This is a genomic window from Granulicella mallensis MP5ACTX8, assembly GCF_000178955.2.
Taxonomy (GTDB): Bacteria; Acidobacteriota; Terriglobia; order Terriglobales; family Acidobacteriaceae; genus Granulicella; species Granulicella mallensis.
Map to the genome: position 1 here is coordinate 2871089 of NC_016631.1, position 26021 is coordinate 2897109.

Consider the following 26021-nt stretch of genomic DNA (forward strand, 5'->3'; position numbering starts at 1 on the left):
CTGGAATGTCTGCTGTGAAAGGGAGGGGGCAGGTTACGGCCGCCTTAAGAAAAAAGGCGGCATGAACGGTATTTTGTCCATGCCGGGAGGCCAGTGACGCAACTTGCTCTCGAACGAAACTTCCGACCGTCCGAGTAATCTTTAGAGTCGCCCCTGTGGGGTTCACTCTTGAAACATCCTAGCACGAGAATTTGCAAATGTACAAATATTTGCATCAGCGCTCTAAAAATATGTAGAAAACTGTAGAAAGTTTTTGGTTGCATTCCTTCAATGTGTTTCGTCGCAGCCCTTAATGTTGTTTCGTTGTATCACTTTAGGCCGTTTTTTGGGTCCCGAGCGCCTCATTGAGGCTGGCTGCCATGTCCGCATCCTTTGCGGTAATGCCTCCGGCGTCGTGGGTTACCAGTGCCAGCCGCACCCGGTTGTAGCGGATATCGATGTCGGGATGGTGTCCGGCGGCCTCCGCCAGGACAGCGACACGGTCCACGAACTCCATCGCCGCGATGAAATCTGCAAACTTCCAGTCCCGAACCAGCTTTCCCTCTTCCAGCTTCCATTGGGAAAGAGCGGCGACTGCATCCCGTAACTCCTGCTCATTCAGCTTTTGCATGGCTACTCCTTCGGCTTTGCTTTTGATTTGCGGGCGGCGACCCAGCCGGGCTTGGTGGTCTGACGGCTGCGGCCTAGCGCCAGGGAGTCGGGAGGAACATCTTCAGTGATGCAGGATCCGGCGGCGATGTAGGACCGGTCGCCGATGGTCAGGGGTGCGACCAGAGTCGAGTCCGAACCGACGAAGACACCATCGCCAATTGTCGTCGTGTGCTTGTGGACGCCGTCATAGTTGCAGGTAATGGCTCCAGCGCCGACGTTGACCCCGGCTCCGATCACGGCGTCGCCGAGGTAGCTGAGGTGGTTGGCCTTGGAGCCGCGCCCCATGCGAACCTTCTTGGTCTCGACGAAGTTGCCGATATGGGCTGCTTCGCCGATCTCGCTGCCGGGCCGCAGGTGAGAGTAAGGCCCGAGCAGGGCGTCAGAGCCAACGACAGCCTCGTCGAGGATGCAGCCGTTGCGCACGAGGACATTGTCCCCAATCACCGAGTTCTGGATGACCGAATAGGAGCGGATGCAGCAGTCTTCGCCGATACGCGTGTTGCCCAGCAACTGCACGAACGGTTCGATGATCGTGTCCGGGCCGACCTGCACGCCGGAGTCGATGACGGAGGTCTCCGGCCGGAAGATGGTTACGCCCTGGGCCATCAGCTTGCGGGCGGTTGCAAGCCGCATCGCCGCGTCGAGCTGCATCATTTCGGCGATGGTGTTGGCTCCGAGCACCTCCTCTATGCTGTCCGCCTTCATGGCGACGACGCGTTTGTGGTCTGCCACCAGCAGCGCTGCGATGTCCGTCAGGTAGTACTCTCCGTGAGCGTTGTCGGTGGAAAGGGAATCGAGGTAGGCGAAGAGGCAGGAGGTGTTGAAGCAGTAGATGCCGGAGTTGATCTCGGGCGCCGCGAGCTGACTCGGCGTCAGCGATTTCTGCTCGACGATGGCGGTTACTTCAGGACAGTCCGCCTTCACTCGCAGCACGCGGCCATAACCGGTTGGATTGGGTGGGACGGCGGTAAGGATCGTCATCGCCGCACGCTCACGCAGATGCAGTTTGCAGAGGTCGGCCAGGGTCTCCGGACGGATGAGCGGCACATCTCCTGAGAGCACCAGCAGTTGTGCGGGAGGAGTCTCGCCGGTTGCCGCGAAGTGGGCTTTTACCTGCTGCAGGGCGTGGCCGGTGCCACATTGCTCGGGCTGCAGCACAAAATCCACCCCGGTGGAGGCAACCGCGGCTCGTACGCGCTTGGCCTCGTGGCCGATGATGCAGTAGATGCGCTCGGGCGGAGCGATCGTTTTGGCTGCGGCGATGACATGCAGCAGCAGGGCTCGCCCGCCGATCTCGTGGAGGACCTTGGGCCGCTTGGACTTCAGCCGCGTGCCTTTGCCCGCGGCCATGATGGCGATACCGAATGCGCTTGTATCCATACGGTGTTTATCCTCTCATGAGGAATCCTCTCCCGTCGTTGGGGAATTGTACGGATTCCGTCAGGCGCGGCAGAGGTCGATGACGGCGGGGCCGTAGGTGTCGATCTTCTCGGGACCGAAGCCTCGGACTGTGCGGAGATCGCTCAGGGATTGGGGCCTGGCAACGGCGATATTGCGAAGGACCGTATCGCTGCAGATGAAGAACGAAGGTAGCCCAGCTTGTTTGGCGGTTTCACCGCGCCATGTCTTGAGCTTGGCATCGAGGGCCTGCTGCGCTTCGGTAAGCTGCTCTGGGACTGATGGGGGTGGAGCGGGCCGCTTGTTTTCGCGAACGGCTGAAACGGTGGTTGTTGCCGGGCGCTCGCGTTCCTCGAGTCGTTCGTGGCGACGTTCCTGTGGACGTTCCAGGGGAAGCCTGGCGGGACGGGGCTGGGCGATTTTAGGGGCCGGTGGAGGGATAGAGGCGACGGCTTCGCCCCGGCAGACCGCAAGAATCGCCGCTCCATAGCGATCGACCTTGGCAGGCCCCATACCGGGAACGGCGTTGAGGCTGGCGAGGTTCTTCGGAGCGTGGTTGGCGATGGCGCGCATCACGGCGTCCGCGAGGATCATAAAGGCTGGTGTCTTGGTGGGTTTGGCCACTTCGGTGCGCCATTGGCGAAGCTGCTCGAAGAGCTGTTCCGCCTGGGGATTCAGTGGCTGCTTCTCCGCTGCCGGTGTGGCGCTGCGAGGTTTGCTGCCGGACTTCTTCTTTGAGGAGGGAGCGTCGGAGAGGCTGCCGCGAATCCAGACAGTGTCGAGGGTCGCATCGTCGGGCTCTCGGCCTTCGTGCGTGATGCTGGCCTTCTTGTACGTGATGTCCTTACCCTCCGGGTTGCGGAAGGTGTCGTTCACGATGCTGATGAGGCCGGAGCGCGCCAGACCGTCGAGAAGGGAGTCGAAGTCCTTGCGATCTTTCATCAGGTGCAGATCGGTGAAGAGTTTGCCGGTGCTGGTGCTGCGCTTGTCCAGCGCGGAGAGGATCTCGCGAAGCCACTCCCGCTCCTGGCCACTGGGTTGATGGGCGGCATTCGCGCCCGCGCCGCTGGGGTTGCAGACGTCGCAAATGCCGCAGCTCTGGGTCTTGTCGCTGGTGTCGCCGAAGTGCTGCACAAGGGCTGCCATGCGGCAGGTGTTGGACTCGGCGAAGGCGATCATGCGGTCGATCTGGGCGCGGCGGATGGCGACCTGCGACTCGTAGCCTGCCTGCCACTTGGTCTCTCCGGTGCCCTGGTCTTCAGAGAGACGAACATCGCCTGCCATGTCCATGAGAGCGACACCCGCGGCGAGAAGTTTTTCGATGGTACGGTCAAGGGTCTCGCGGTCGATCTTCAGCTTGTGTTGGAGCGAATCGACCTGGACAAATTCATTGGTGAGAGCGCCCGCAACGCGTTCGAGATCCGAGGTTGGCGGATAGTTCTTTTCGAGGAAGAACTCCTGCAGGCGGCGGTCGGCGAAGCCGTGGAGCAGCACTGTGCGCGAGGGCTTGCCGTCGCGTCCTGCGCGTCCGATCTCCTGGTAGTAAGCTTCGACGGAGCCCGGCAGAGCGACGTGAATCACGGTGCGGACGTCAGCCTTGTCGACGCCCATGCCGAAGGCGACCGTGGCGACGACGACATCCAGCTTTCCCCCGAGAAAGGCGCGCTGCACGCGGTCGCGCGTACCTGCTTCCAGGCCTGCATGGTACGCGGCGGTGGGGAAGTGTTTGTGGAGTTTTCCGGCGAGCTCTTCCGCCGATTTACGCGAGGAGGCGTAGATGATGGCGGGGCGTGCGGAGGACTCCTTGAGCAGCTTGATGGCGAACTCGTCGCGCTGCGGCTTGGAGAGCTCTACGACCTCTACGGCGAGGTTGTGGCGGCGGAAGCCGGTGATGAAGATCGCAGGCTGCTGGAGGTCGAGCTGCGCCGCGATGTCGCGCTGAACGGTTGGCGTCGCCGTCGCGGTCAGCGCGATGATCGGCGATGGCCGCAGGGCCGGAAGGTGCTGGCCCAGGGTTCGGTAGTCGGGCCGGAAGTCGTGTCCCCATTGCGAGATACAGTGGGCTTCGTCGATGGCGATCAACGCGGGCTTGCGCTTGGCGAGCATCTCGGGAAAGCCGGGGACGCGCATGCGCTCGGGAGCGATGAAGAGGAAGTCGAGCTCGCCGGCGAGGTAGTCGCGGCAGGCCTGGCGGGAGTCGTCCCGGGAGAGGCCAGAGTGGATGCGGGCAACGCGCAGGCCGAGGGCTGAGAGCTTGGAGGACTGATCGTCCATCAGCGCAATCAGCGGTGAGATGACGAGAGCTGTGCCTCCCAAGGCCAGGGCAGGAAGCTGATAGCAAAGGCTCTTGCCCGCGCCGGTCGGCATGACCAGCAGGACGTCTTTGCCGGAAGCGGCGGCTTCGCAGACCTGCTGCTGGTGCGGTCGAAACTCGCGATGACCAAAGACGCTGTGGAGGAGTTTCGGGAGATCGCGAGTTGGCGAAGCGGTAGCCATGTGCCTCGGCTATCTTCGCATATTCTTTGCCTCAGTAAAATGTCACTTCAACTCGTCCGTGCCTTTCCCCATTTGAACAGTGCTGGGAGGGACAAGAGCAGCAAGGCCGTTACGCCTATGGAATAGGCGATGGCCTTCCAACCAGAGACGTATCCCTCCCTGAGGGCTAGCACGACGAGCAGGGATAAGACAGGCAGATTCAAAGCTACAGCCGTGACGACACCCGGCGTATATCTGCGCAGCGCAATAGCGCCTGCAACGTGGGGGATCAGTACGTTAGCTAGCATGGCCACCATGTAGCCAAAGGTTAGATAAGTCCAGACTGTTTGTTTTCCCGAGACCACGCTTAGACCCGTCACAACAAAGGCAATGACAGTCAGAATCGTTGCCGCCAAACGGAAGACACCCGCTGAAACAGGTGTCTTCCAAAGGCCTGCGCGCTCCGACCAGCCCGGAAGCCACAGAGCCTCCTCAGCGTTGTGAAGTGTGACCACAAGCGGGAAAGCCCATGCAAGAGTTCGGAAACTCATCTCCATCCCATGACTTATCGTTCGTCTGCGTTCGATGAGTCAACCCTATCAGGGAAGGTCCCGGTTACGCCTGCATGATTTTGTCCGGGGTCATCGGGTAGTTTCGGACACGCTTCCCGGTGGCGTTGTAGATGGCATTGGCTACAGCTGCGGCTGCTCCTGTGATGCCGATCTCACCGATGCCTCGCGAGCCCAGGGGATTGAACTTTGTGTCGGGGATGTTGAGAACGCTGACATCGATGTCGCCGATGTCGGCGTTGACAGGGACGTGGTAGTCGGCGAAGTTTCCGTTCACTGTACGCCCATAGACCGGATCGATGACCGCTTCTTCATGCAGGGCAAATCCGACGCCCCAGACGATGCCGCCCATCAACTGATTGAGGCCGGTCTTGTTATTCATGAGCGTGCCGATGTCGTAGGTTCCGACAACGCGCCGCACCTGCACCATGTGCGTGTCCTTGTCGACGGCGACCTCCGCAAAGACTGCGCCGAAGGACTGTGTCGTCATCGAGTTCTTGTCCGGGCCGGGTTCCGCAGAGCCTTCGGCTTCGATAGGCGCTGCGCCATTGCGCGTAAGCAGAGCCGTGAAGCTCTCTCCGGTCGCGGGATTCGACTTCAGGAAGATGTGTCCGTCCTTCGTGTCGAGGTCCGTGTCCTTCGCGTTGTAGAGAGGTGAGTGCGCGTCCTGCATCGCAAGCTGGAACAGCTTGAGTTTTGCCTGCTTTGCTGCGGCATCGACGGCAGGAAGTACCGAGGCCGTCGACTGCGACCCTCCGGAGACTGGAGCCTTGGGTAGCGCGGAATCTCCTAGTTTGACGTCGACCAGTGTGGGGGCGAGTCCCAGTGCTGCTGCTGCCGTCTGCGCCATGATGGTGTACATGCCCGTACCGATGTCCTGCGTGCCGGAACCGGCGAAGACGCGGCCGTTGGGTAGGATGCGGACAATCGCCGCCGCAACAGATCGGTTCGCAGGATAGGTCGCTGTCGCCATTCCGTAGCCGATCTGCTTGTTGCCCTCGGTCTTCTGGCCTGGTTCTGCATTGCGCTTTGACCAACCGAAGTTTTCGGCGGCCTGGGTGTAACACTCGCGGAGATGCTTGGAGCTGAAGGGCCGGTTTCGGGAAGGGTCGGTTTCGGCATAGTTCACCAACCGGAGTTGAACGGGGTCCATCTTCAACTTGTGGGCGAGTTCGTCCATGGCGATCTCGAGCACGGCCGTTCCGGTAGCTTCACCGGGGGCGCGCATGTAGGTCCCCATGCCGAGATTCATCTCCACCATCTTTTCCGTGGTGGCGTTGGCTTCGCTGTTATAGAGCATGCGACTGGTGCCGGCGGAGTGCTCCGCGAAGTCGTCCATCACAGAGGTGCTCATGATGGCATCGTGCTGAATGCCGACAATCTTGCCGCTGGCGTCTGCACCGATCCTGATCTTGTTGACCGTGGTGGGCCGCGTGCCGACGGGGCCGAACATCTGGTTGCGTTCCAGTACCAGCTTCACCGGCTTCTGCACGACCTTTGCCGCCATCGCCGCAAGTGTTACATGCGACCATGCCGTGCCCTTGCTGCCAAAGCCGCCGCCGGTATACGGGCACTGCACGTGCACATTCTCCAGCGGAAGATTGAGGATTCTAGCCAGCGACATCTTTACGCCGGAGATGTACTGTGTCCCGTCGTAGACGTTGAGCTCTTCGCCCTCCCACCAGGCGATCGTAGCGTGCGGCTCCATCGGATTATGGTTCTGGAGTGGTGTGGAGTAGGTTTCTTCGACGGTGACGGTTGCCTTTGCCATGGAGGCTGCGAGATCGCCGCGCTGGGTGCCTGGCTGCTCTCTGCCGCCCTGCTTGGGAGGGCGTGCCTCGTCGAGACGGCCCATGAAGTTGAGCTTCGCAGGCTGCTGGTTGTACTTGACCGTCAGCATGCGCGCGGCTTGTCTCGCAAAGGGGAGGGAGCTTGCGAGTACAACGGCGATCGGCTGCCCGTTGTAGTGAACCTCGGTGTCCTGGAGGATGCTCAGGTTGTGCGGCTTGGCGGAGGTTAGTTTGGGGACGTTGAAGGGCGTGAGGATTGCGATGACACCGAAGGCCCGTTCCGCTTCTTTCTGGTCGATGGAGGCGATGGAGCCGCTGGGGATCGTCGAGTGCACAATATAGGCGTAGACCAGATCCTTCTTCGGGAAGGGCTCGGTAAACTCGGCCGCATACTTCGCTTTGCCTGTGACTTTGGCGATGCCGTCATAACGATGCTCGAGCTGTCCTTCAGGTGTGGGGCGTGCCTGGTTGTTTCTAATCATGCTTGAGCTCCTTTGCTGGCTTGTGTAAGGGCATGGACGATACTCTGCTTGGCGAGCTCGACCTTGAAGGCATTGTGTTCGTAGGGCTTGGCTCCGGCAACGGCGAGTTCCGCAGCGTGCTGGAAGGTCTCTCTGGTTGCGGGTTTTCCGGCGAGGGCGTGCTCGGCTTCCGGGGAACGCCAGGGCTTATGTGCCACACCGCCCAGCGCAAGGCCGGCAGATTTGATCGTGTCTCCGTCCATCTCCAGCCCCGCGGCTACGGAGACCAGCGCAAATGCATACGATTGACGGTCGCGAACTTTGAGGTACCAGGAGTTCTTCGCGAACTTTGCCGGAGGCAAGGTGACAGCGACGATTAGCTCTCCGGGATGGAGGTTGGTATCCACTTCGGGAGTTGTTCCGGGCAGTCGATGGAAGTCGGCAAGGGGAAGCGTTCGCTTATCTTTAGCGCTTTGAATCTCAACCTTCGCATCCAGGGCGGCGAGCGCGACGTTCATATCGGAAGGGTTCGTGGCGATGCAGGTATGGGCCGAGGTTGCTCCTTCGTCGGTCTGGCCCAGGATGGCGTGAATCCTGTTGAAGCCCTGGATCGCTGCACAGCCGCTGCCCGGCACACGTTTATTGCAGGCGGGGAAGGCGGTATCCATGAAGTAGAAACAGCGGGTGCGTTGCATCAGGTTTCCGCCGGTGGTTGCCATGTTGCGGAGTTGCGGACTCGCACCCGAAAGTAACGCGTGCGAGAGCAGGGGATAGTGCGCGACGATAGCGGGGTCATTCGCCAGATCGGAGTTGCGAACCAGCGCGCCAATGGTCGCTCCGTTCGCATTGACCAATACCTTGTTCAGGCCGATGTGATTGATGTCGATCAGCGTAGAGGGGGACTCGACGCCATCTTTCATCAGGTCGACGAGGTTGGTGCCTCCGCCCAGAAATTTGGCGTTATGAATAGCGATGGCCTGAAGAGCAGCGTCGGGAGCTTCCACACGTTGATAGGCGAAAGGATTCATGCAGCACCTCCCATGCCGGTAAGGGAGCGTACCGCTGCCACGATGTTTGGATACGCGCCGCAACGGCAGATGTTGCCGGACATGCGCTCGCGAATCTCGTTGTCGGTAAGCTCTGGCTGTGCAGTTTTTCCTGTCTCGAAGCTGATGCGTGAGAGGTTGCCGTGTTTGCCCTCTTCGAGCAGTGCCGTCGCCGAACAGATCTGTCCGGGAGTGCAATAGCCGCACTGAAAGCCATCGTGTTCCAGGAAGGCTTCCTGTACTGGGCTCAGATGCAGGGCGTCGCCGAGGCCTTCGATCGTCGTTACCTCTGAGCCTTGTGCGGCGACCGCCAGGGTCAGGCACGAATTGACGCGGCGGCCATTCAACAACACGGTGCAGGCGCCGCATTGACCGTGATCGCAACCCTTTTTGCTGCCGGTAAGCTCCAGGTTCTCGCGCAGCAGGTCGAGCAGCGTTGTGCGGGTATCGACCGTAACCCGGTGCACCTGCTTGTTGATCGACAGGCTCAAGGGGAACATCTGCGGCGCGGACGGAGACGGCTGCTGGGCCGCTGCGACTCGCGGCAGCCCGGTGGCGATACCGGCAGTCAATACTCCGGAGACAGTTAGGAATTGGCGACGATTTAGTTCAATGTCGTTTCGTTCAACATCGTTTAGTTCAACATTATGGGTGGATAGCTCTTCTGTATCCGGCGTGTCAGCGACTTCAGCGCATGGCGGCATGGCAACCTCATTTCTCTTTCGATGCAGGGAATACGGACTTGCGGTTGTTTGCAAAAGATGGCAGAAAGACTGCGGCCGGAACGCCCGTTCAGGATCTGCGTAGCGTACTGGGAATACGATCCGTCCTGCGGGGTTAGACGCTGGAACTTCGGACTTAGTCTATGCTCAGTAACAATCTGTATTTTCTTTGCCTGGGAGGGCTTGAGTGAAGCTTACGGATCTACGTTTGTCCGCAGCGTTATTAGGGGTAGCATTGTCGCTTGGTTCTATCGCTGGAGCGCAGGAAACGCGCCCGCATCGTCCCGCTGAAGCTGGGGCGGACGCAAAACCGGCATCTGATAACGATGCCAACACTTTGCCCATTCCGCCCGAAACCACAACTATCAGCAAGCACGACTGGAGCGCGGGCGGTCGCACGGTTCACTACACCGCAACTGCCGGCAACCTGCTGATTAAAGACGACAATGACAAGGCCAACGGCAGCATCTTCTATGTGGCGTACACGGAAGATGGAGTTCCCGCGAAGAACCGCCCGATTACCTTCCTCTACAACGGCGGGCCGGGTTCCGCGACGATCTGGCTGCATATGGGCTCGGTGGGGCCTGTCCGCGTCGTCACCGAAAGCCCCAAGGCAACCGGTCCGGCGCCCTTCGAGTGGGTGCAGAACCAGTACAGCCTGATCGATAAGAGCGACCTGGTCTTCATCGATGCGCCGCTATGTGGTTTTTCGCGCGCCGTGGGTAAGGGAACTGCCAAGGATTTCGCGGGCGTAGACCAGGACATCAAGGCGTTTGAGAAGTTCATCACGCGCTATATCACCGTGAACCAGCGCTGGGGATCGCCCAAGTTTCTCTTTGGCGAAAGCTACGGCACGCCACGTTCAGCGGCGCTGGTCGCGGCGCTCAACAATGATGGCATCGAGTTCAATGGTGTCGTTCTGCTCTCGTCGGTTTTGAACTACAACGTTCGCGAACCGGGCTATGACGTTGAGACGAAGACCTATCTGCCCAGCTATGCGGCTATCGCCTGGCACTACAACAAGGTCCCGCACAATGGCGAGATGAAAGACTTCGTCGAGCAAGCTCGCAAGTTTTCACGCGGCCCTTATGCCGAAGCGCTGGAGCAGGGCGATCGTCTGCCCAAGGCGGAGTTCGATGCGATTGCGGCGAAGGTTGCCTCCTTCACCGGCCTCAGCGTGCAGTACGTCAAGGAGTCCAAGCTGCGCATCGCTCCGACGCGCTTCCGCAAGGAGTTGCTGCGCGACGATGAGGAGATCCTCGGCCGCTACGATGCTCGCTTTGAGGGCTTCGATGTCGATGCCGCCGGTGAGAACCCCGGTTACGATCCTTCGGACACAGGCATCAGCGGTGTCTTTGTAGGGGCCTTCCACGACTACATCCAGAGCGAGCTCAAGTACACGAGCTCAGAACCCTACAACCTGCAGGGGCCGGGGATCAATCAGAACTGGGACTGGAAGCATCATCCCTCCGGCGGCGCCCGTGGCGGCGGCGAACAGAGCCAGCCGGATACGGTTATCGATCTGAGCGATGCCATGCGCAAGAACCCGAAGCTGAAGGTCTTTTCTGCTAACGGCTGGTTCGATCTTGCTACACCATTCTTTGGCACGGAACACGATATCGCGCAGATGATGCTGCCTGACACGATTCGCGACAACGTGAGCTTCGGCTACTATCCGGCGGGTCACATGGTCTATTTGAATGTGGACGCGCTCAAAGAGATGCATGCCGATCTAGAACGCTGGTACCCAGAGGCTGCAAAGCACTAGAGTTTGTTTGGTCTGGAAGGTTTGATTGCGCCAGTGTTGTTGTTTCTCGGGTGCGATCAAACCTTCTGACAAGCCGACTTATGAGGGCCTACTTTTTCTGTTTTGTAATGCCCGCTCTTTTGTCTTGGGCACGAGATTGCATCCATCCGATATTTGCCGGAAAGACCCAATTTCTATATGGTGATGGCTTTTGGCGGTAGTGTCTGATTAATCTGTCGATATTTTCTTTGTATCCATATGCAACGATGAATGGGTGGAGAGCCACTTCGCTTTCAATCTTCGCAACCCAATAGCCCACGTCTTGCAAGTCTTCGACAAGAAAAAGCCGCCGGTCCAAAGCACTCGCAACCATGCTCATCCAAGAGAGAAAAGAGTCCATCGACGTCCTGTAAATCTGTATTCTCGGGTCTTCGCTCATTTCAGTGAACCGTAGATTGGGGCTGAGCGCTTTGGCAAAGACTTGCCGATCATGGTCAATTAGCTGCTCACCATCTGTCAGATAAGGTCTGAGACTTTCAGGTAGTATTAGCTTCCCTCCATTCCAGTCGAGGCAACGACCGGCAAAGGAAAGCTCTGGGCTATTGTTGAAATCTTTGAGATACGAATTCGCAAGTTCTGCGCGCTTCCAACAAACGCCTTTCCAGCTATTGAATAACGAGACGCCGCCGCCCACGAGGCCGACAAAAGCTCCAACGTACGCTATTGCAGTGGCTGCATCGCTAGGCATGGTCCATTCAGTCTAAGCCAACTTGGCTTCCACCTGCTGCATCGGCGGTAGTAGCGATTCGACTCGTGCTGCGCAACCGGAAGCGCAACCTTTATTTCGCTGAGCAGTTCTTCGTCCCGGTATCGGCAACGCTCGCGATCATCCACCTTCCGTCGACACGAACCAGATTGAATAGGTCTGTTCCGCAGTGATCAACCTTTCCATCGACCAGGAAGTCGAATGGCGCCCACACCACGGCGAGATCGTTATCGATACGGATCAGTGGATTGTGAATGCGTTCTTCGATCTGTGTGGTGCCGGGTTTCCCTACACGCTCCGCGAAGGCTTCAAAGGTCATCTGCGCGGGTTTTCCGTCGCGCATCAGTACCATCGTGCCACCCGGTAGCGTGGGTGCTTTGATTGCCGCGGCATCTCGTTTCGACATGCCCTCAAACATCGCATGGATCGGCGTCAGCACAGCTTGCTCCTCCGCCGATTGCGCAAAGACGTGGATGGCGATGCTCATTGCCAGAATCATGCCGAAAAAGAATGCGAACTTCCTTGTGTGCCTGTTCATGCTCGCCATTCTATCTTGAGATCAACGGCGAGAAACGCGCCTCTCGTAACTGATGTTTATGACGACGAAAAACAAACAATACCGTCTTTTTTGTCAGTTTCTCTCGTTCTCTTTTGCGGAAGAACGAATGCTTCACCACCCCGGCGCTATTCAATTACCGTTTCCGAACCTCTGGATGACGAGGCGCACGCTCTTTACTTCTTCCGCCGTCGTCGCGCGTTGCAGACCGCCTGCTTGCGGTACCGACAACCGTAGCACGAGCCGTCTGCCGCTCAAAGCCTCTGCGGGCACTGGAATCGTATAGGTTCCGGCGGCTTGACCGGAGCGTATCCCGAAGGGAGAGATGGTACCCAGATCCTTTCCACTCTGTGTCGTGAGCTGGATCTGATTGTGGCCGATCATGCCAACCGCCACAAGCAGCCAGGCCGTCTCGCCCTTCCGCAGTGCATGCGGAAGGACGAGTGTCATCTCGCGAGCTTCACCGGCCTGCTGGGACTGCGCCCTTGGAGCCGGTGTTGAACCAGCTTGCGGTGTGACGAACGCGAGGATGACAGACAACGCTAAGACAGACATGGCCAATAGACTACAGCGATTGCACGGTTACAGCACGAAGCACCGAGGCGCCTCCGCCAGAAGGCACGGCCCGGATGGTCACTGCGACATTCCCAGCCGCTGCGCTCAGATTGGCGAAGGCCTCCTTCCGCTTTGGCAGCGGAACAATGAAGGTCGCATCTTCGGTCATTCCGGACATATGCATCATGCCGCAGAAGAAGGCGACCTTGCCGGCATAGTAAGGACTATCTGGGGTGACGTTCGTCGCGTCCGCCGGTGCGCCTACCAGTACATCGAACTCGCGATTGGGCGATTTCTCCGTCGGACGAGGCACGGTGACCAGCGCGAAGAGGGATGTTTCCGTATCGCTGTCCAGATGGGTTTTGATCGAGGCGGCGCTGAGTGTCAGCGTGGCGGTGTTTGCCTTCATCAATCCTTTCACGGGCGCGGCTGACTGCTTCGCGGCCAAGACTAGGGGCCGTTTCCCGATGATCTCTTCCCCGAAGCCCGGTTCATAGTCGTACCCGAAATGGGACATATTGATGTACTCCCTCGCGATACTAGGACCGACTTGCTTGCCGTTGCCATCCACGTAAAAGAGGAAGGGTTCCTTTTCGTAAGACGGGAGCTGCCGGCTATCGGGAAGATAGGGCAGGTTGAGGGCCTGCTGCTTACGTGTCCACACGTCCCATAGCCGGTCCATGTTGCTGTGGTGCAGGAAAAAGATGGGATCGACAGGGGAGAGGTTGTTGGTCATATTGCCCCAGGGTCCGTTGGGGATGGGCGTTCCCGGTCCCGCGCCGCCGCCGATGTAGTTATGCGTGCTGTTGTGAGGGAGTCCTTCCAGGGTGGAGAAGACAGTGCCTTGACTTGGCGCCGTGTTGTGCGAAGCTGTCGTGGAGCTGTTGAAGCCGATCTTGATCGGGTTTGCGATGGGGATATGTTGGTAGTAGGTCGTGGCGAAGTTCGTTGGCTCAAGTCCGGAGTAGACCGTTTCCTTCGATACGTTCTTTTTGACCGAGGCACTCAGCTGAGCATTTCCGAGAGTGAGATAACGCGCAATCTTGGTCGGCGCGAAGGCCGTGTTTTCAGGATTAAAGTGTCCCGGATGTGATAGATGTCCCGTCATCGGGGTCGGAGTCCAACCCGATACATCGTTCCACATGTCGTCGAAGGTCTTGTACCCGCGGATATTCAACTGCTGGATCTGGGCCTGGCTGAGACCCTTCCAGTAGTTCTTGAGGGAAGGCTGAATGAAAGCTGTAAATGTATCGAGGTCCTTGGTGTACGGCTCGAAGGCGGAGGCGACCGGCGTCAGCACGTCGTTGAACATCGTGTCCGGAATCTGCGACAGTTGGCTCCAATCCCAGTAGGGCATGGCGAAGTTTGGATCGCCGCTCATGGTGCGGATCGTCTGCTCAAAGTAGCCTAAGTACCCGCGGTGCCATACGTAAAACCACCAGTTGCCGTGCGGGCAATCCATTAGATGGATGAAGGCGTTGCGAAACCAATTTTGCGGATGATCCGGCGGCAGCTTCAACATTGCCTGAATGGCCTTTGCATAGCTGTAGAGAGCCTGCTTGCCTTGATTGCTGGTGACGTTGTAGCGGCGGTACTTTGCAGGGGCTTGGGCCAGGGCAAGATGCCGAGAGAGAGCGGCGGTTCCGACGGTGGCGAGAGAGGTCTTCAGGAAGTCACGGCGAGTCGTTTCAAAGTAAATGCTCATTGTTTTTTTCACCTGAAACGGGCGAGCAGCCGAGCCGTGCGATAGGTAGAGTTCCGCAGAAAGCAGCTCTGGTGCGGGGTCCCGTTGTATCGAATTTGGATTAAGTTACCGTGCGCCCCAGGGAAGGGAAGCACGGGGATTTCTGGTTGCCAGAGGCCCGAGCTCACTAAAACTCTGCGAGAGAAGCAAGTGCGACTACAAACGCTTGAAATCCCGGCAATAGATGCCCGGCGAAAGACGAGGCCAATTATGGAAGAGCACTTTCCCAATGTCAAGAAAAGAAATAAGAAGATTGCTTCACTCTATCGGTTTAATCTTCGACCGAGACCTATTGTTACGACATAGCGGAGGAAACTATCAAGACTAGCTAGAGGGACTGCTAAGTGCAGGCCTGCGTTATTAATCGTTCATAAGCAACAAGAAAAAATGTATGAATGGAGATGTTGCGGAAACACCCCTGCTATGTATAATTCGGCACATTCTTACAATTCCAATTTGATGCAACGCTGATTCTGTCCGCACGAAGTTGTTGAACTTTAGCGAATATCGCTTGATAGGCTGCAACCTCTAAGCCTTAGAAACTGCTCCACGCTTGAACACACCAGAGCTTTTCAATCGTTACAGATTCTTCGATTTGATGAGGAACGCCTATGAAAGTGAGAGTCAGAACGATCTGCGTCGTGCTGCTCTATATTGCGGCACTAAGTCTCTACCAACCACAACCTATCTCGGCACAGCTATCATCCCCGCGAGCACCGCAGGTGCGCATGAAGTTACACGACTTCACGAAGGGGCCTGATGGTGTGCGTGTCAGGAGTTCCTAAGCTGCGACTGGCGTGGTAGCACTGCGCGTTACAGTGACAAAGCCGCCATCCCTTGCTGCATTCCGTGCTGCATTCCGTTCCTGGGCCAAGCTTTCCATTGAAGCCGAATTTCGGCAGACCGGGCCCCCATTTATCTGCGCTTCGGCTTTATCTCTATCGCAACAGAACCGGGCGGTCCGCGTTCATCGCGGAGCCGTTCCTTTAGGAGTCAATAGATGAGACTACGCATTTTGTTGTTGTCGATGTTTTCTGTGTTGCTGTGCCAGCCTCTCCTCGCACAGCAGAGCCCCCAACCCTTTGCAGCGCCACCAACGCTCCAGGAAAAAGCACTTCCGGGCAAGACTCTTTCTCTCGCCGCCTCACAACCTAAGCCGGGCTGTAATCCTTCCGGAGATGTTACTCACAACGGGAACCTCGTCACGCTCGATCTCAATGTGGTCAAGCGGCCCAACAAGATCTACAACCCCGGCACCGGATCCATGGATGATGTGAATCTTCGCTCCTACGGCGGATGCCTGACTGGGCCTCTGCTCGAAATAAACCCTGGCAACACGCTGCGTGTGTTTCTTCACAATCAACTGGAGCCGCCGCTACCCGGCGCACCTGAGTGCCCGGATGGCGGCCCGAACTGCTTCAGCATCATCAATCTTCACTTCCATGGCATGCACGTCTCGCCTGCGGGCAACAGCGATAACGTTCTGTTGAACATTGCTCCTATGACGAATTTCCAGTACGAGGTCAATGTGCCGGAGGACCATCCTGCCGGCACCTTCTGGTATCACGCACATCGTCATGGATCGACCGCTTTGCAGGTAGCGAGCGGAGCCTCCGGTGTACTGATCGTGCGCGGCAACCGGCCTTACACGGGCTTTACTCCCGGAGACATCGACACCATTCTGCACGACGCCAACAACAAGCCTTTTACAGAGCAGGTTTTTCTCTTCCAACAGATTCCCTATGCCTGCTTCAGCGATCCCCCAGCGGATCAGAAGATCATCAAAAATCTTGACGGTACCTGGAAGTGTCCTGCCGGAGACACCGGTGTGGTCGAAAACTTCGACAAGCAACTCTCTTCGCCCACGGTCTGGGACAACAACGGACGATTCACGAGTATTAACGGCGTCGTGCAACCTGCCATCACCAACGTTAAGGCAGGGGAGATACAGCGCTGGCGGCTTATCCACGGCGGCATTCACGACACGGTAAATCTGCAGATCGTTCCGATGGTATCGAGGGGACCTGCAGCCGCGCTGGCGCTACGTGGCATCTTCTCCGGAACGCCAGCGCAGCAGGCCAAGACCATCGCGGAAGTCTGTCCCATTACTCAGCCTGACTCAACCAAGCCTGTTGAGTTGGTCCCGCAGTTTGAGATTGCTTCGGATGGCCTGACGCGTACTGCCATTCATCCCATCGGCGTCGCTGAAAAGAGCGTTAGTGGAGGCATTGGCAGTAACTTCCTGCAACCGGGCTACCGCAGCGACGTGCTGATGGTCTTTCCGCACCCCGGCACCTACTGTGTCCTGAACCAGGCGGCAACTCCGGAAGAGCGTGCCAACGCCAGCATCAAGGGCGGTCCCGGTGGTCAGGGACCCAATGAAACACAGTTGCTCGCCACGGTCATTGTGAAGGCTGGAATCACGGTCCCCGCCGATCAACTCACTAAGTATGTCGAGCAGATCCTGGTCAGGAACAACAAAAATCTTCCCGCGAACGCGCTGAAAGGTCTGGCTGATGGCGACCTGACGCCCTGGCGCGGCATGCCGGAGTCCGGTCCAGCCTCTAATGCCTCCGATCCTCTGCAGGTCGCCTTCTATATCGGCGATCTTCCTACTCCTCCTGCCGAGCCCACCACCCCTCCGGGGGCTTTCGGCTTCTACATCAACTCCAAGGAATACAGCCCTAACCGCATCGACTTCACGCGTCAGGTGGGAGCTACCGAGGACTGGGTGCTCACTTCCTATGGCGAGCCCCATATCTTCCACATCCACGTCAATCCCTTCGAGGTCATGGACGTTACCTACAAGGGCAAGAGCATCTATGGAGAACACGGCGAATGCCTGGTTCCACCTGACAGCGTCGGTCTTGTAAATCAGTACTGCGGGATGTGGCACACCTTCAAAGACACAGTCTTCGTGCAGAACGACTACAAGGTCCATATCCGTACCACCTATGACCGCTATATCGGTGAGTTCGTCATCCACTGTCACATCCTGGATCACGAGGATGGGGGAATGATGACCAACATCGAGATCGTTCCCGACCTCGGCGCTCCAGGCAACGGCATAGGCATGCCCGAGATGCACCATATGAACCATAACGATCAGTAATCACTGGCGACAGCCAAAAGGAGGAATTCAATGAGCAATCCTTTCGCAGGTACCTGGACTTATCGCAGTTTTCTCAACGACCCGGGCCTTGTCGGCGACGACAAGGACAAGCTGGAAGCTCTCCTCTTCGCCGAGGGGGTGTGGACCGTAGAAGACACAGCCGTTCCTCAATTCAAAGGAGTGCTGAGTTTCGGGCCGGGTGAAGCCATGGATCTCACCGGCATGATTACCGTTGAACCAGGCCGTCCAGCCCACGTGCACATTAACGGCAAGGGGCGGCCGGGTACAGACACGGAGCACTATTTCTACGACTACGATGGCTCTCTGACGGAACACTGGCCCAACGGTGTGAAGCAGGTGCCTGCGATCACCGGCTCGACCATTCGCGTAAAACCGCATGATGGCAAACCGGCAGGGGTAGTCGCTTCCATCATCGTCGTCAAAGCAGGCCTGGCGCAACAAGGCTGAAGGAGCAGGGAATGAAGCTGGGAATCCTGGCCTATGAAGGTATCGATCTGCTCGATGTCATGGGCCCCTACGAGATGTTTAGCTGGGTCGACAAAAGCAAAGGCCTGGAGACCCTGATTCTCTCCGCCTGCGGAGACATGGTGACCTCGGGAAATGGCGTGCGGTTCCATGCCCACGCCAGCTTCCGGGAGACTCCGAAGTTGGATATCGTCTGGGTGCCGGGAGGCGTCGAGACGGCGCTCCAGGAGATGTTGCAGGATCCAGACTCACACTACTTCACGTATCTGCGCAAAGTATCGGCTCATGCGAAATGGGTTTGTTCCGTCTGTGAGGGGGCAATGCTGCTTGCTCGCACGGGTTTGCTCGACCGCCACAGAGCGACTACCCGCTGGGCGTTCGTGAGATGTCTACAGGAGTTTCGGAAGATTGAAGTCGATACAACTCACCAACGCTTTGTCGTGTCCGGAAATCGGCTGACAGGCGGTGGCATCTCTGCCGGACTGGATGAGGCGTTGAAGCTGATTACGCTGCTCTATGACGAAGCCACTGCGGAGCAGGTCCAGGTAACAACGCAGTACTTTCCCAAGCCTCCGGTCTCTGGGGCCATCCCACCGACGCCTGCCTGCATGTTGACGTGGTAAACAGGTTTGATTCGTGACAATTAGATGACAACTCGATGACAACCCAAGGGTTGGGATCGTCTAGATTTCTTTTATCGGTACTGGATTACGCGCGATTCCGGTACTGAGAAGGATTGGATGTAAGGGCTTCCTCTGGTCCGGGTTCCCTGATTTGCAGCGAAAAGTCAGCATCTTGACGTCTTGTTTACACCGCAAACCGGCGGTAGAATAGGAAGTTGCGGATTTGGTAATGGTTTTCAGTCAGTCCGTTGCGTGGAAAGCGAGGAACCTCTTACATGGCAAAACGCCGTGGCAATCCTAATTGGGGCAAGCCGGAGCCGATTGGCCCCGTCGTCCCGACCATCACATCGTTTGAGCAGGTCGTAAAGGAATACAAGCTGACGCCCGACCAGTACGTCCGGTCGACGCGGTTGCGCGAGTGGGCTCGTCGCAACAAGAACTCCAAGTACATTCCTGAGGCTCTGCTCGAGGCCTGGGGCTTCGAGATCGAGTCGACCCTCTAACGTATCAAACCAACATCAAAGCCGTCCGCAAGGGCGGCTTTTTACTGAAGCGGAGAACGGAAAGACATGGCAGAACACGGCAATGGCTTTGTAGATGTAGCGGAAGCGGTAGCGGAGCTGAAAGCCGGACGGATGATCATCGTGGTCGACGACGAAGACCGCGAGAACGAGGGCGACCTGACCCTGGCAGCAGAGTTCTGCACGCCTGAGGCGATCAACTTCATGGCCAAGTTCGGCCGCGGCCTCATCTGCCTGACGCTGACCGAGGAGCGGGCCGATGCGATGCGGCTCGGGCCGATGACCCAGGACAATACCTCGCGCTTCGGAACGGCGTTCACCGAGTCCATTGAGGCGCGCGAAGGCGTGACGACGGGCATCTCCGCCGCCGACCGCGCTCACACCATTCAGGTGGCGATCAGCCCCACGACGACGGCCCATGATCTGGCGCGTCCCGGCCACGTCTTTCCGCTGCGCGCGCGCAAGGGTGGGGTTCTGGTTCGTGCAGGGCAGACCGAAGCTTCGGTCGACCTGGCGCGCATGGCCGGACTGATTCCGGCGGGCGTGATCTGCGAGATTATGAACGAAGACGGCACGATGGCTCGCGTGCCGGACCTGATCGAGTTCTGCCGCGTGCATGATCTCAAGATGATCACGGTTGCCGAGGTCATCCGTTACAGGCTGCAGCATGAGCGCTACGTGAAGCGCGTTGCGGAAGCTATGTTGCCCACTGCCTTTGGCGAGTTCCGCATGATCGCCTATGAGAGCGAAGTCGAGGGTGGGGAATCCCACGTGGCTCTCGTGTATGGCGACGTGGAAGAGGGAACCGTCGACAATCCCGTGCTGGTGCGCGTGCACACGCATTGCCTGTCGGGCAATATCTTTGCGGCCAGCCTGTGCGACTGCCGTGCGGTCGTCGAAGGTTCGCTACGGGCCATTGCCGAAGCCGGACGCGGGGCGCTGGTCTATCTGCATCACACGCAGCGCGGCTTCGGGATCGATCGCACCGTGCAGCCGGGGCGTCTGAGCTTCCATCGCGAAGAAGGCCGCAGCAACGAAGGGCCGGGCGACAAAGAGCACCGTATCCTGCGCCAGGTCGGTCTTGGCGGACAGATCCTCTCCGATCTTGGGATTAAGAAGATCAAGCTGTTGAGCAACCATCGCACGCATGTGCCGGCGTTGCAGGGGTTCGGCATCGAGATCGTAGACCAGGTGTCGATTCCGGTAGAGACGGTCAAGCGGTAAGAGAAAGAGCTTAACGCAGAAGGCGCCACGAATATCGTGGCACCTTCTGCGTTAAGCTTTGAAACTTCTGAAGAATTAAAGAATATCCAAAAGCGAGCCGAATCCACGCTCGTTCATCGTTTGAACGAACGCGGCATGGTTTGTGTATTGGATGGCATGCATCCCCACGGCCTCTGCCGCTGAGATATTTTCCATGCGATCGTCGATGAATAGAATCTCCGACGGGGGCAGTCCGAGCCCTTCGGCTGCGTGATGATAGATCGCAGGCTCCGGCTTCGCGAGCAGGAGTCTGTGGGACCAGGTATGGTGGTCGAAGTCCGCGACCCAGGCGAAGGTCTGTACGATGCCCACTTCCATCGCGTCGGGCATGTTGGAGAGTATCCCGGTCTTGATCCCCGCGCGCTGCAGGCTGGCAGCCCAGTCGATCATCTCCTGGTTCGGCTGCGTCCAGAGGCCGATATCTGCTGCGACCAGTTCGGCCAAAGCCTCCGGGCTGAGAGGCTGATGCAAGTCGTCGGCGACGATCTGCCAGTAGGCCCGGCTGGTCAGTGTGCCGCGATCGTAGTCGTCGCGATGGCTCCAGTAGGCCTGATGGAAGGTCGTTTCGTCGGCGGCGAAGACGCGCTTCAGGCGCTCCCAGGAGGCTGGGTCCGGGGGGCCGGAGAGAACCATTCCGAAGTCGAAGAGGACGGCGTGGATCGTTGGTTTTGACTGGGGCATCCTTCGGAGATTGTAAGGGAATGGAGGGTGGACGCGTATCCTCGAGAGAGCAACATGAACTTTTCGACACGAACCAATTGGAATCTTGCGGAGAACGATCTCACCGTCGCGGTGCGTGAGGCTTATAGCTCCGGCGCTGAGCTCTTCGATCTGACGGTGTCCAATCCGACGTCCTGCGGCTTTACCTACGACGCTGAAGCACTGCTGAAGCCCCTGGGGCAACTGGAAGCGATGCACTACGAACCTGACCCGCTCGGGATGGCTACTGCCCGCGCGGCTGTTGCTCAGTACTATCGCGACGCAGGGACTGAGATCGCCATCGAACACATCTGCCTGACGACCAGCACCAGCGAGGCCTACAGCTTTCTCTTTCGACTGCTCTGTGACCCCGGCGACGAAGTTCTGATCGCGCGGCCAAGCTATCCGCTGTTCGACTTCATCGCGCGGCTGGACGATGTGCGGCTCGTCGAGTACCCGCTGCTCTACGATCACGGCTGGCACATTGATTTTCATTCGCTGGAGCAGTCCATCACTCCACGAACGCGCGCCATCGTCGTCGTTCATCCGAACAACCCGACAGGGAACTTTGCCTCCGATGCCGAGCGTGCTGCGCTGGACGATCTCTGCGCGAGGCGCAACCTTGCCCTGATCGTCGATGAGGTCTTTCTCGATTATTCGGTGGCCGAGACTACGCCGCCCAGCTTCGCAGCAGGCCACTTGCAAGCGTTGACCTTTGTGCTCAGCGGTCTCAGCAAAGTCTGTGGCCTGCCGCAGATGAAGGTCTCGTGGATTGCGGCAACAGGACCAGATGCGACGGTTGTCGAGGCCATGGCGCGCCTCGAGGTCATTGCCGATACCTTCCTCTCGATGAATGCACCGATGCAGAGGGCCCTGCCGCATTGGCTGGCCGAACGGAGGGATCTGCAACAGCAGATTCGAGCACGGATGCAGGCGAATCTTGCCACGCTCGATGCGCGGCTGCCCGGAACGCAGGCCAACAGGCTTACGATGCAGGGCGGATGGACGGCTGTGCTGCGAGTACCGCGAACCGTGCAGGGAAGGCCCTTTGCAGAGGTCGCGCTGGAGCAAGGGGTGATCGTCCAGCCGGGTGAGTTTTATGGCTTGCCTGAAGGACGGGTGGTACTTAGTCTATTGACGACGCCGTCGACCTGGCAGAGCGGTTTAGAACGCTTGCCCATAGACTAAAGCAAATCTCCTGCACGGAAGAGTGTGGGCATCGTCTTTTCAAACCGCTCCAATGCTTCTGACCCTTCATGGTATTCGTGTTTCATGCTCTCACCCATGTCCATTGTGATGCTTGCACTTCTCGGTGCGTACATTAGGGCCAACCGCGAAATAGCAGATTTCTTTGTGGTATTGTCTTCCCGTTTCATCTTGGTAGGAAATCAGGGCCGCATAATAAACGACATTTCTTCCTTCGGATATGCCAATTCGATCCGAATCATCTACCGGTGATCCGTCTGGACGCAGCACTAATGTATCCCAGACCATCTGCGAGCGCGAATGGGAACCCAGATCTTGACTGGGGACATTTTCTCCCCGGTCACGGTCATGAAGATATAAGAAGCGAAATATAGTGTCTTCAGTAGAGAACCCTTCAGTACCTATAAAAATTGCGAGCGTATTTCTCTGGGCGAAAGCGGGAGCATCGCCGTCATTCCGCAGTTCAAGCCCTGCAACTACTTTCCCAGTTGTAAGGGGCACATCTCTGGGATCGCCCGCTTCGATATCAGGGTGCTTACCGTTTACCTCGAATATCTGCGTGTTCTGAGGAATTTCTGGTTTCTTGTGTTCAATCCAATCTGTCAGATTCCGAACAGCCGAAAGGGTCGGGTCAGTTTTCTGGACGCGAGTGTGTTCGTAACCTGCGTTCACGACTACCGCGAGGAGGAGAACAATAATGGTATTTCCGAACACCTTTGACAAGGTGTTCCAGTTGTGTGTCCAGATGGAACTCCAGAGAAGATGAATAGCGGCACCAGCCATACAGAACGCCATGCCCAGGCCAGCAAAGAAGTTCACTGGAATACCGAAGGCACTCATAACGACATACACTCCAGCGATGATGAAGAAGCCATAGGCTTCGATAGAACTCCTGCCAAGGGCTCCCTTTGAAACTTCCGGTTTTGGGGGCGGGGGTGCCTGCGCCCCACCGCGTTTGATGGCACTGGCGACTGCGGTTTCGACAATCTTCCTTTGGTGTGAGTTGCCAGACATAGGGAGGCTATTTAAGGCGGAAGTTATACTCACAGGAATACCTGCGTCAAGTATGCTGTTGCCCGGGAGATTTGCTCTAACCCATCAAGAAGGGATTCGAGGTCCGCTCCCGCACGATGGTCGTTGTCGGTCCGTGGCCTGGAACCACAAGGGTTGCATCGGGCAAGGGAAGCAGGCGTTCACGAATGCTCTCAAGGATCTTGGCGGTGTTGCCGCCAGGCAGGTCGGTGCGTCCTATGCTGCGTGCAAAGAGGGTGTCTCCTGCCAGCAACAGGCTTTCAGTGGGAATGTACAGGCAGAGGCTGCCTTCGGTGTGGCCAGGAGTGTGCAGCACGGTGGCCTCGATTCCGCGCACGGTGATCTTTTCTTCGTCGGCGGGAGAGTGGTCGGGCGGCTTGACCTCGGGGACGGCGACCTCGATCCAGGCAGCCTGTTCCTCCATGATCGCGACGAGAGGCAGGTCGGCCTGGTTGTATACGATCGGCGCGCCCGTGATCTGCTTGAGTTCGAACGCGCTGGCGATGTGATCGATATGCGCGTGGGTCACGACGATCTGCTTCACGGTGAGTTGATGCTTCGCGAGCACAGCCAGGATGCGCGGGATATCGTATCCCGGGTCGACGACGATGGCCTCGCGTGAAGTCTCATCTCCAAGCACGGTGCAGTTGCAGCCAAGAAGTCCGACAGCCAGGGTCTCGCGAATCAATGTTGTCTCCAAAACAAAAGCGCAGGCGGGTAGCCTGCGCTGTCGATGCTAAAAAATGGTTACTTCTTGGCGGGTGTCGTCTGGCTCGAAGGCGTGCCCGAGAACACGGAGTGGCCGCCGGCGTTGCGCGACATCATGACAGTGAGGCCAATGGAGGTCAGCATGAAGATGATGGCGGACCAAGTGGTCAGGCGAGTCAGCAGGTTGGCTGCGCCACGAGGGCCGAAAGCCGTCTGAGAACCCTGACCGCCGAAGGCACCGGCGAGATCGGCCGACTTACCCTGCTGTACCAGAACAACGCCAATAAGGAACAAGCAGACAACGACGTGCAGAATAACGAGAAGAATGATCATGGTTCGAGCGTTGCCTTCGGGCCGCAACTGCGGCAGAGTCCTGAAATAGTGGATTGGTACGGAGGAGGGGATGTGCCCCATGCCTTGCGGCGTTAGCTCCTCAATCTCGAAGTAAGTTTATCACCGGTTATCGTGCGGTGTCATGTGATTGATTTTATTCGAGGGTGCGTATTGTCATGTCGGCGGGCTACTAGCCGGCGCGACCTGCTACAGCGTTGTTCTCTTTCAAACGAGGTACGACCCGGCTGAAGACGCGCCGTACCGATCGGAAGGGCATGGCTTCAGCTGTTCAGCCATGCCACAAAAGCGGGGTTTAAAGGACTTTCCATTCTGCCGAAGGCTGGAGTGAAGCCCGCAGGGCGCAACGGCTGAATTGCTTTCTTTCGTACTGCCCAAGTTGCACAGAGACCCCTGGGGACATATTCGAGGATGTAGCCACACGTTTCGCCGCAATCAAAGAAAGCAATTCAGTCGCTCCGGCTACGCCTCCACTCCGGCCTTCGGCAGAACGGTAAGCTCCTGCGGAGCAGCTTCTACGGCCTGGCTGAAGCCAGGCCCTTCCGATCCGTGTCTCAACAAGCTGTTTGCATGGCTCGACTTTTCCCCAAGAGCAGCTTGATGACACGCCCTAATGTTACGAGAGCAGAAAACGCTCGAGCTCTGCGAAGAACGCGGGTGTTTCTTCCAGCCAGGGGAAGTGTCCACTTTTCTCAAAGATCACGAACGAAGACTCAGGGATGCCTTCGTGCAGACGTTCCGATAAGGCCACAGGGCAGATAAAGTCATGCCGTCCTACCAGGATGAGTGTCTTTGCCTTGATCGTGTCCAGAGATTTGGTCTGATCCGTTGGAACAGCCCTGTCAGCCGCAAACTGAGAGGTAAAGGCATAGGAAGAGATGGGGTCGGACAGATGCTTGCGGGCCAGAGATAGCGATTTTTCCGGGTTGTAAAGGTAGAGCGGCAGAACCTGCGCAATAAATGTTTCGAGGCTCTCATCGCTTGAGGCGGGGTTGATTTGTCCTGTAAAAAATGCCGAGACAACTTTTGTCGCCTCTTCAAACCGTGGATCGGTAGATCGATCCTGGAGGATTCGTTGTGTGTCTGCAGCTGCGCTCAACCCCAGCACCTGGCTACCGCTGAGCACCAACTTATTTACGCGGTCAGGATAGCGGGTGGCATAGGAGAGAGCAATGGCGCCAGAGTTGGAGTGGCCCAGGATGCTGATTTGTGAGAGGTCAAGATGCTTCCGCAGGGCCTCAAGATCGTCCGCCATATCAATGCTTCGCATAAGCATGGGATCGACTGGACGGCCTGAAAGCCCACTGCCTCGGGTATCGATAAAGACGAGCTTAAAGTGCTTGGATAGGGAACTGAAAGCACGCTGCAAGTAGCCGGAAGCTACTCCCCAGCCCGGAGGTACAAGAAAGAGCGCCGGACCATTGCCGATGGTCCTGTAATGAAGATCGACTCCATTGAGGTTTACGGTGTGATCTTCCGGAAGGCGTTCTTTGGGACTCATGATTCCTGTCTTATATTCCTGCTACGTGATTGTTCCATC

At 57.8% G+C, this 26021-nt stretch carries 23 protein-coding genes; 7 read left to right on the forward strand and 16 right to left on the reverse strand.

Translation table 11 applies throughout. The features are described from left to right. Positions 1-313 precede the first annotated feature (313 nt). The 7 genes from ACIX8_RS11795 to ACIX8_RS11825 form a co-directional block, all read right to left on the reverse strand. The gene (locus ACIX8_RS11795) at positions 314-610 is read right to left on the reverse strand and encodes a 4a-hydroxytetrahydrobiopterin dehydratase (RefSeq protein WP_014265566.1); all 297 of its coding nucleotides are present in this window, start codon (positions 608-610) and stop codon (positions 314-316) included. Positions 611-612: 2 nt separating this feature from the next. Next, positions 613-2031 carry a bifunctional UDP-N-acetylglucosamine diphosphorylase/glucosamine-1-phosphate N-acetyltransferase GlmU gene (glmU, locus tag ACIX8_RS11800; RefSeq protein ID WP_014265567.1) on the reverse strand — a complete coding sequence of 473 codons (1419 nt, stop codon included), beginning with the start codon at positions 2029-2031 and terminating at the stop codon, positions 613-615. A 60-nt stretch (positions 2032-2091) separates the two neighbouring features. After that, a complete protein-coding gene (locus ACIX8_RS11805) occupies positions 2092-4545 on the reverse strand; it encodes a RecQ family ATP-dependent DNA helicase (RefSeq protein WP_014265568.1) in 2454 nt (817 codons plus the stop codon). Positions 4546-4592: 47 nt separating this feature from the next. Continuing rightward, complete coding sequence (locus ACIX8_RS11810; RefSeq protein ID WP_014265569.1) at positions 4593-5075, reverse strand: HXXEE domain-containing protein; 483 nt, start codon at positions 5073-5075, stop codon at positions 4593-4595. Positions 5076-5139: 64 nt separating this feature from the next. Then, positions 5140-7365, reverse strand: coding sequence for a xanthine dehydrogenase family protein molybdopterin-binding subunit (locus ACIX8_RS11815; RefSeq protein WP_014265570.1), 2226 nt, complete (start codon positions 7363-7365; stop codon positions 5140-5142). After that, the gene (locus ACIX8_RS11820; RefSeq protein WP_014265571.1) at positions 7362-8372 is read right to left on the reverse strand and encodes an FAD binding domain-containing protein; all 1011 of its coding nucleotides are present in this window, start codon (positions 8370-8372) and stop codon (positions 7362-7364) included. Before ACIX8_RS11820 ends, ACIX8_RS11815 begins: the two co-directional genes overlap by 4 nt. After that, on the reverse strand, positions 8369-9094 hold the full coding sequence (locus tag ACIX8_RS11825) for a 2Fe-2S iron-sulfur cluster-binding protein (RefSeq protein ID WP_014265572.1): 726 nt from the start codon (positions 9092-9094) through the stop codon (positions 8369-8371). The genes ACIX8_RS11820 and ACIX8_RS11825 overlap by 4 nt, the downstream gene beginning before the upstream one ends. Positions 9095-9299: 205 nt before the next feature. Between ACIX8_RS11825 and ACIX8_RS11830 the strand changes: the two genes are divergently transcribed. Next, a complete protein-coding gene (locus tag ACIX8_RS11830; protein ID WP_014265573.1) occupies positions 9300-10880 on the forward strand; it encodes a S10 family peptidase in 1581 nt (526 codons plus the stop codon). Between the two features lie 88 nt (positions 10881-10968). Here the strand turns inward: ACIX8_RS11830 and ACIX8_RS11835 are convergent, their stop codons facing one another. The 4 genes from ACIX8_RS11835 to ACIX8_RS11850 all read right to left on the reverse strand — a co-directional run bounded on the left by ACIX8_RS11835 (position 10969) and on the right by ACIX8_RS11850 (position 14441). Continuing rightward, the gene (locus ACIX8_RS11835; protein ID WP_014265574.1) at positions 10969-11607 is read right to left on the reverse strand and encodes a hypothetical protein; all 639 of its coding nucleotides are present in this window, start codon (positions 11605-11607) and stop codon (positions 10969-10971) included. Between the two features lie 91 nt (positions 11608-11698). Further along, positions 11699-12112: a nuclear transport factor 2 family protein gene (locus ACIX8_RS11840; protein WP_223295525.1), complete on the reverse strand. Its 414-nt coding sequence runs from the start codon at positions 12110-12112 to the stop codon at positions 11699-11701. 201 nt (positions 12113-12313) lie between these two features. Next, positions 12314-12736 carry a hypothetical protein gene (locus ACIX8_RS11845; RefSeq protein WP_014265576.1) on the reverse strand — a complete coding sequence of 141 codons (423 nt, stop codon included), beginning with the start codon at positions 12734-12736 and terminating at the stop codon, positions 12314-12316. A 10-nt stretch (positions 12737-12746) separates the two neighbouring features. Continuing rightward, on the reverse strand, positions 12747-14441 hold the full coding sequence (locus ACIX8_RS11850) for a tyrosinase family protein (RefSeq protein WP_014265577.1): 1695 nt from the start codon (positions 14439-14441) through the stop codon (positions 12747-12749). Positions 14442-15480: 1039 nt separating this feature from the next. Here ACIX8_RS11850 and ACIX8_RS11855 point away from each other — a divergent pair. The 5 genes from ACIX8_RS11855 (at position 15481) to ribB (ending at position 20446) form a co-directional block, all read left to right on the forward strand. Beyond that, positions 15481-17592 (forward strand): multicopper oxidase family protein, encoded by a 2112-nt coding sequence (locus tag ACIX8_RS11855; RefSeq protein ID WP_014265578.1) that lies wholly within the window; start codon positions 15481-15483, stop codon positions 17590-17592. Positions 17593-17622: 30 nt separating this feature from the next. Beyond that, positions 17623-18060: a hypothetical protein gene (locus ACIX8_RS11860; RefSeq protein ID WP_014265579.1), complete on the forward strand. Its 438-nt coding sequence runs from the start codon at positions 17623-17625 to the stop codon at positions 18058-18060. A gap of 11 nt (positions 18061-18071) precedes the next feature. Beyond that, positions 18072-18701, forward strand: coding sequence for a DJ-1/PfpI family protein (locus ACIX8_RS11865; RefSeq protein WP_014265580.1), 630 nt, complete (start codon positions 18072-18074; stop codon positions 18699-18701). Between the two features lie 275 nt (positions 18702-18976). Then, positions 18977-19204, forward strand: coding sequence for a hypothetical protein (locus tag ACIX8_RS11870; protein ID WP_014265581.1), 228 nt, complete (start codon positions 18977-18979; stop codon positions 19202-19204). Between the two features lie 66 nt (positions 19205-19270). Next, the gene (gene ribB, locus ACIX8_RS11875; protein ID WP_014265582.1) at positions 19271-20446 is read left to right on the forward strand and encodes a 3,4-dihydroxy-2-butanone-4-phosphate synthase; all 1176 of its coding nucleotides are present in this window, start codon (positions 19271-19273) and stop codon (positions 20444-20446) included. 75 nt (positions 20447-20521) lie between these two features. Here ribB and ACIX8_RS11880 read toward each other — a convergent pair whose 3' ends face one another. Beyond that, entirely contained in the window at positions 20522-21166 is a 645-nt protein-coding gene (locus tag ACIX8_RS11880; RefSeq protein ID WP_014265583.1) for an HAD family hydrolase, read from the reverse strand. 54 nt (positions 21167-21220) lie between these two features. Between ACIX8_RS11880 and ACIX8_RS11885 the strand changes: the two genes are divergently transcribed. Then, entirely contained in the window at positions 21221-22372 is a 1152-nt protein-coding gene (locus tag ACIX8_RS11885) for a pyridoxal phosphate-dependent aminotransferase (protein ID WP_014265584.1), read from the forward strand. A 90-nt stretch (positions 22373-22462) separates the two neighbouring features. On the opposite strand, the gene ACIX8_RS11890 is transcribed toward ACIX8_RS11885, so the two are convergent. The 4 genes from ACIX8_RS11890 to ACIX8_RS11905 all read right to left on the reverse strand — a co-directional run bounded on the left by ACIX8_RS11890 (position 22463) and on the right by ACIX8_RS11905 (position 25982). Further along, complete coding sequence (locus ACIX8_RS11890; RefSeq protein ID WP_014265585.1) at positions 22463-23404, reverse strand: hypothetical protein; 942 nt, start codon at positions 23402-23404, stop codon at positions 22463-22465. Between the two features lie 76 nt (positions 23405-23480). Beyond that, a complete protein-coding gene (locus tag ACIX8_RS11895) occupies positions 23481-24110 on the reverse strand; it encodes an MBL fold metallo-hydrolase (RefSeq protein ID WP_014265586.1) in 630 nt (209 codons plus the stop codon). Between the two features lie 59 nt (positions 24111-24169). Beyond that, positions 24170-24463 carry a preprotein translocase subunit SecG gene (gene secG / locus ACIX8_RS11900; RefSeq protein ID WP_044178490.1) on the reverse strand — a complete coding sequence of 98 codons (294 nt, stop codon included), beginning with the start codon at positions 24461-24463 and terminating at the stop codon, positions 24170-24172. 634 nt (positions 24464-25097) lie between these two features. Beyond that, the gene (locus ACIX8_RS11905) at positions 25098-25982 is read right to left on the reverse strand and encodes an alpha/beta fold hydrolase (protein WP_014265588.1); all 885 of its coding nucleotides are present in this window, start codon (positions 25980-25982) and stop codon (positions 25098-25100) included. Between the last annotated feature and the right edge of the window lie 39 nt (positions 25983-26021).

Bases quoted from the DNA above. Each gene is read 5' to 3' on its own strand.
- ACIX8_RS11840 (WP_223295525.1), bottom strand. From the start codon at position 12,112: ATGAGCATCGCCATCCACGTCTTTGCGCAATCGGCGGAGGAGCAAGCT.
- ACIX8_RS11870 (WP_014265581.1), top strand. From the start codon at position 18,977: ATGGCAAAACGCCGTGGCAATCCTAATTGGGGCAAGCCGGAGCCGATT.
- ACIX8_RS11885 (WP_014265584.1), top strand. From the start codon at position 21,221: ATGAACTTTTCGACACGAACCAATTGGAATCTTGCGGAGAACGATCTC.
- ribB (WP_014265582.1), top strand. From the start codon at position 19,271: ATGGCAGAACACGGCAATGGCTTTGTAGATGTAGCGGAAGCGGTAGCG.
- ACIX8_RS11855 (WP_014265578.1), top strand. From the start codon at position 15,481: ATGAGACTACGCATTTTGTTGTTGTCGATGTTTTCTGTGTTGCTGTGC.
- ACIX8_RS11835 (WP_014265574.1), bottom strand. From the start codon at position 11,607: ATGCCTAGCGATGCAGCCACTGCAATAGCGTACGTTGGAGCTTTTGTC.
- ACIX8_RS11815 (WP_014265570.1), bottom strand. From the start codon at position 7,365: ATGATTAGAAACAACCAGGCACGCCCCACACCTGAAGGACAGCTCGAG.
- ACIX8_RS11845 (WP_014265576.1), bottom strand. From the start codon at position 12,736: ATGTCTGTCTTAGCGTTGTCTGTCATCCTCGCGTTCGTCACACCGCAA.
- ACIX8_RS11825 (WP_014265572.1), bottom strand. From the start codon at position 9,094: ATGCCGCCATGCGCTGAAGTCGCTGACACGCCGGATACAGAAGAGCTA.
- ACIX8_RS11860 (WP_014265579.1), top strand. From the start codon at position 17,623: ATGAGCAATCCTTTCGCAGGTACCTGGACTTATCGCAGTTTTCTCAAC.
- ACIX8_RS11880 (WP_014265583.1), bottom strand. From the start codon at position 21,166: ATGCCCCAGTCAAAACCAACGATCCACGCCGTCCTCTTCGACTTCGGA.
- ACIX8_RS11795 (WP_014265566.1), bottom strand. From the start codon at position 610: ATGCAAAAGCTGAATGAGCAGGAGTTACGGGATGCAGTCGCCGCTCTT.
- secG (WP_044178490.1), bottom strand. From the start codon at position 24,463: ATGATCATTCTTCTCGTTATTCTGCACGTCGTTGTCTGCTTGTTCCTT.
- ACIX8_RS11820 (WP_014265571.1), bottom strand. From the start codon at position 8,372: ATGAATCCTTTCGCCTATCAACGTGTGGAAGCTCCCGACGCTGCTCTT.
- ACIX8_RS11805 (WP_014265568.1), bottom strand. From the start codon at position 4,545: ATGGCTACCGCTTCGCCAACTCGCGATCTCCCGAAACTCCTCCACAGC.
- ACIX8_RS11810 (WP_014265569.1), bottom strand. From the start codon at position 5,075: ATGAGTTTCCGAACTCTTGCATGGGCTTTCCCGCTTGTGGTCACACTT.
- glmU (WP_014265567.1), bottom strand. From the start codon at position 2,031: ATGGATACAAGCGCATTCGGTATCGCCATCATGGCCGCGGGCAAAGGC.
- ACIX8_RS11905 (WP_014265588.1), bottom strand. From the start codon at position 25,982: ATGAGTCCCAAAGAACGCCTTCCGGAAGATCACACCGTAAACCTCAAT.
- ACIX8_RS11890 (WP_014265585.1), bottom strand. From the start codon at position 23,404: ATGTCTGGCAACTCACACCAAAGGAAGATTGTCGAAACCGCAGTCGCC.
- ACIX8_RS11865 (WP_014265580.1), top strand. From the start codon at position 18,072: ATGAAGCTGGGAATCCTGGCCTATGAAGGTATCGATCTGCTCGATGTC.
- ACIX8_RS11850 (WP_014265577.1), bottom strand. From the start codon at position 14,441: ATGAGCATTTACTTTGAAACGACTCGCCGTGACTTCCTGAAGACCTCT.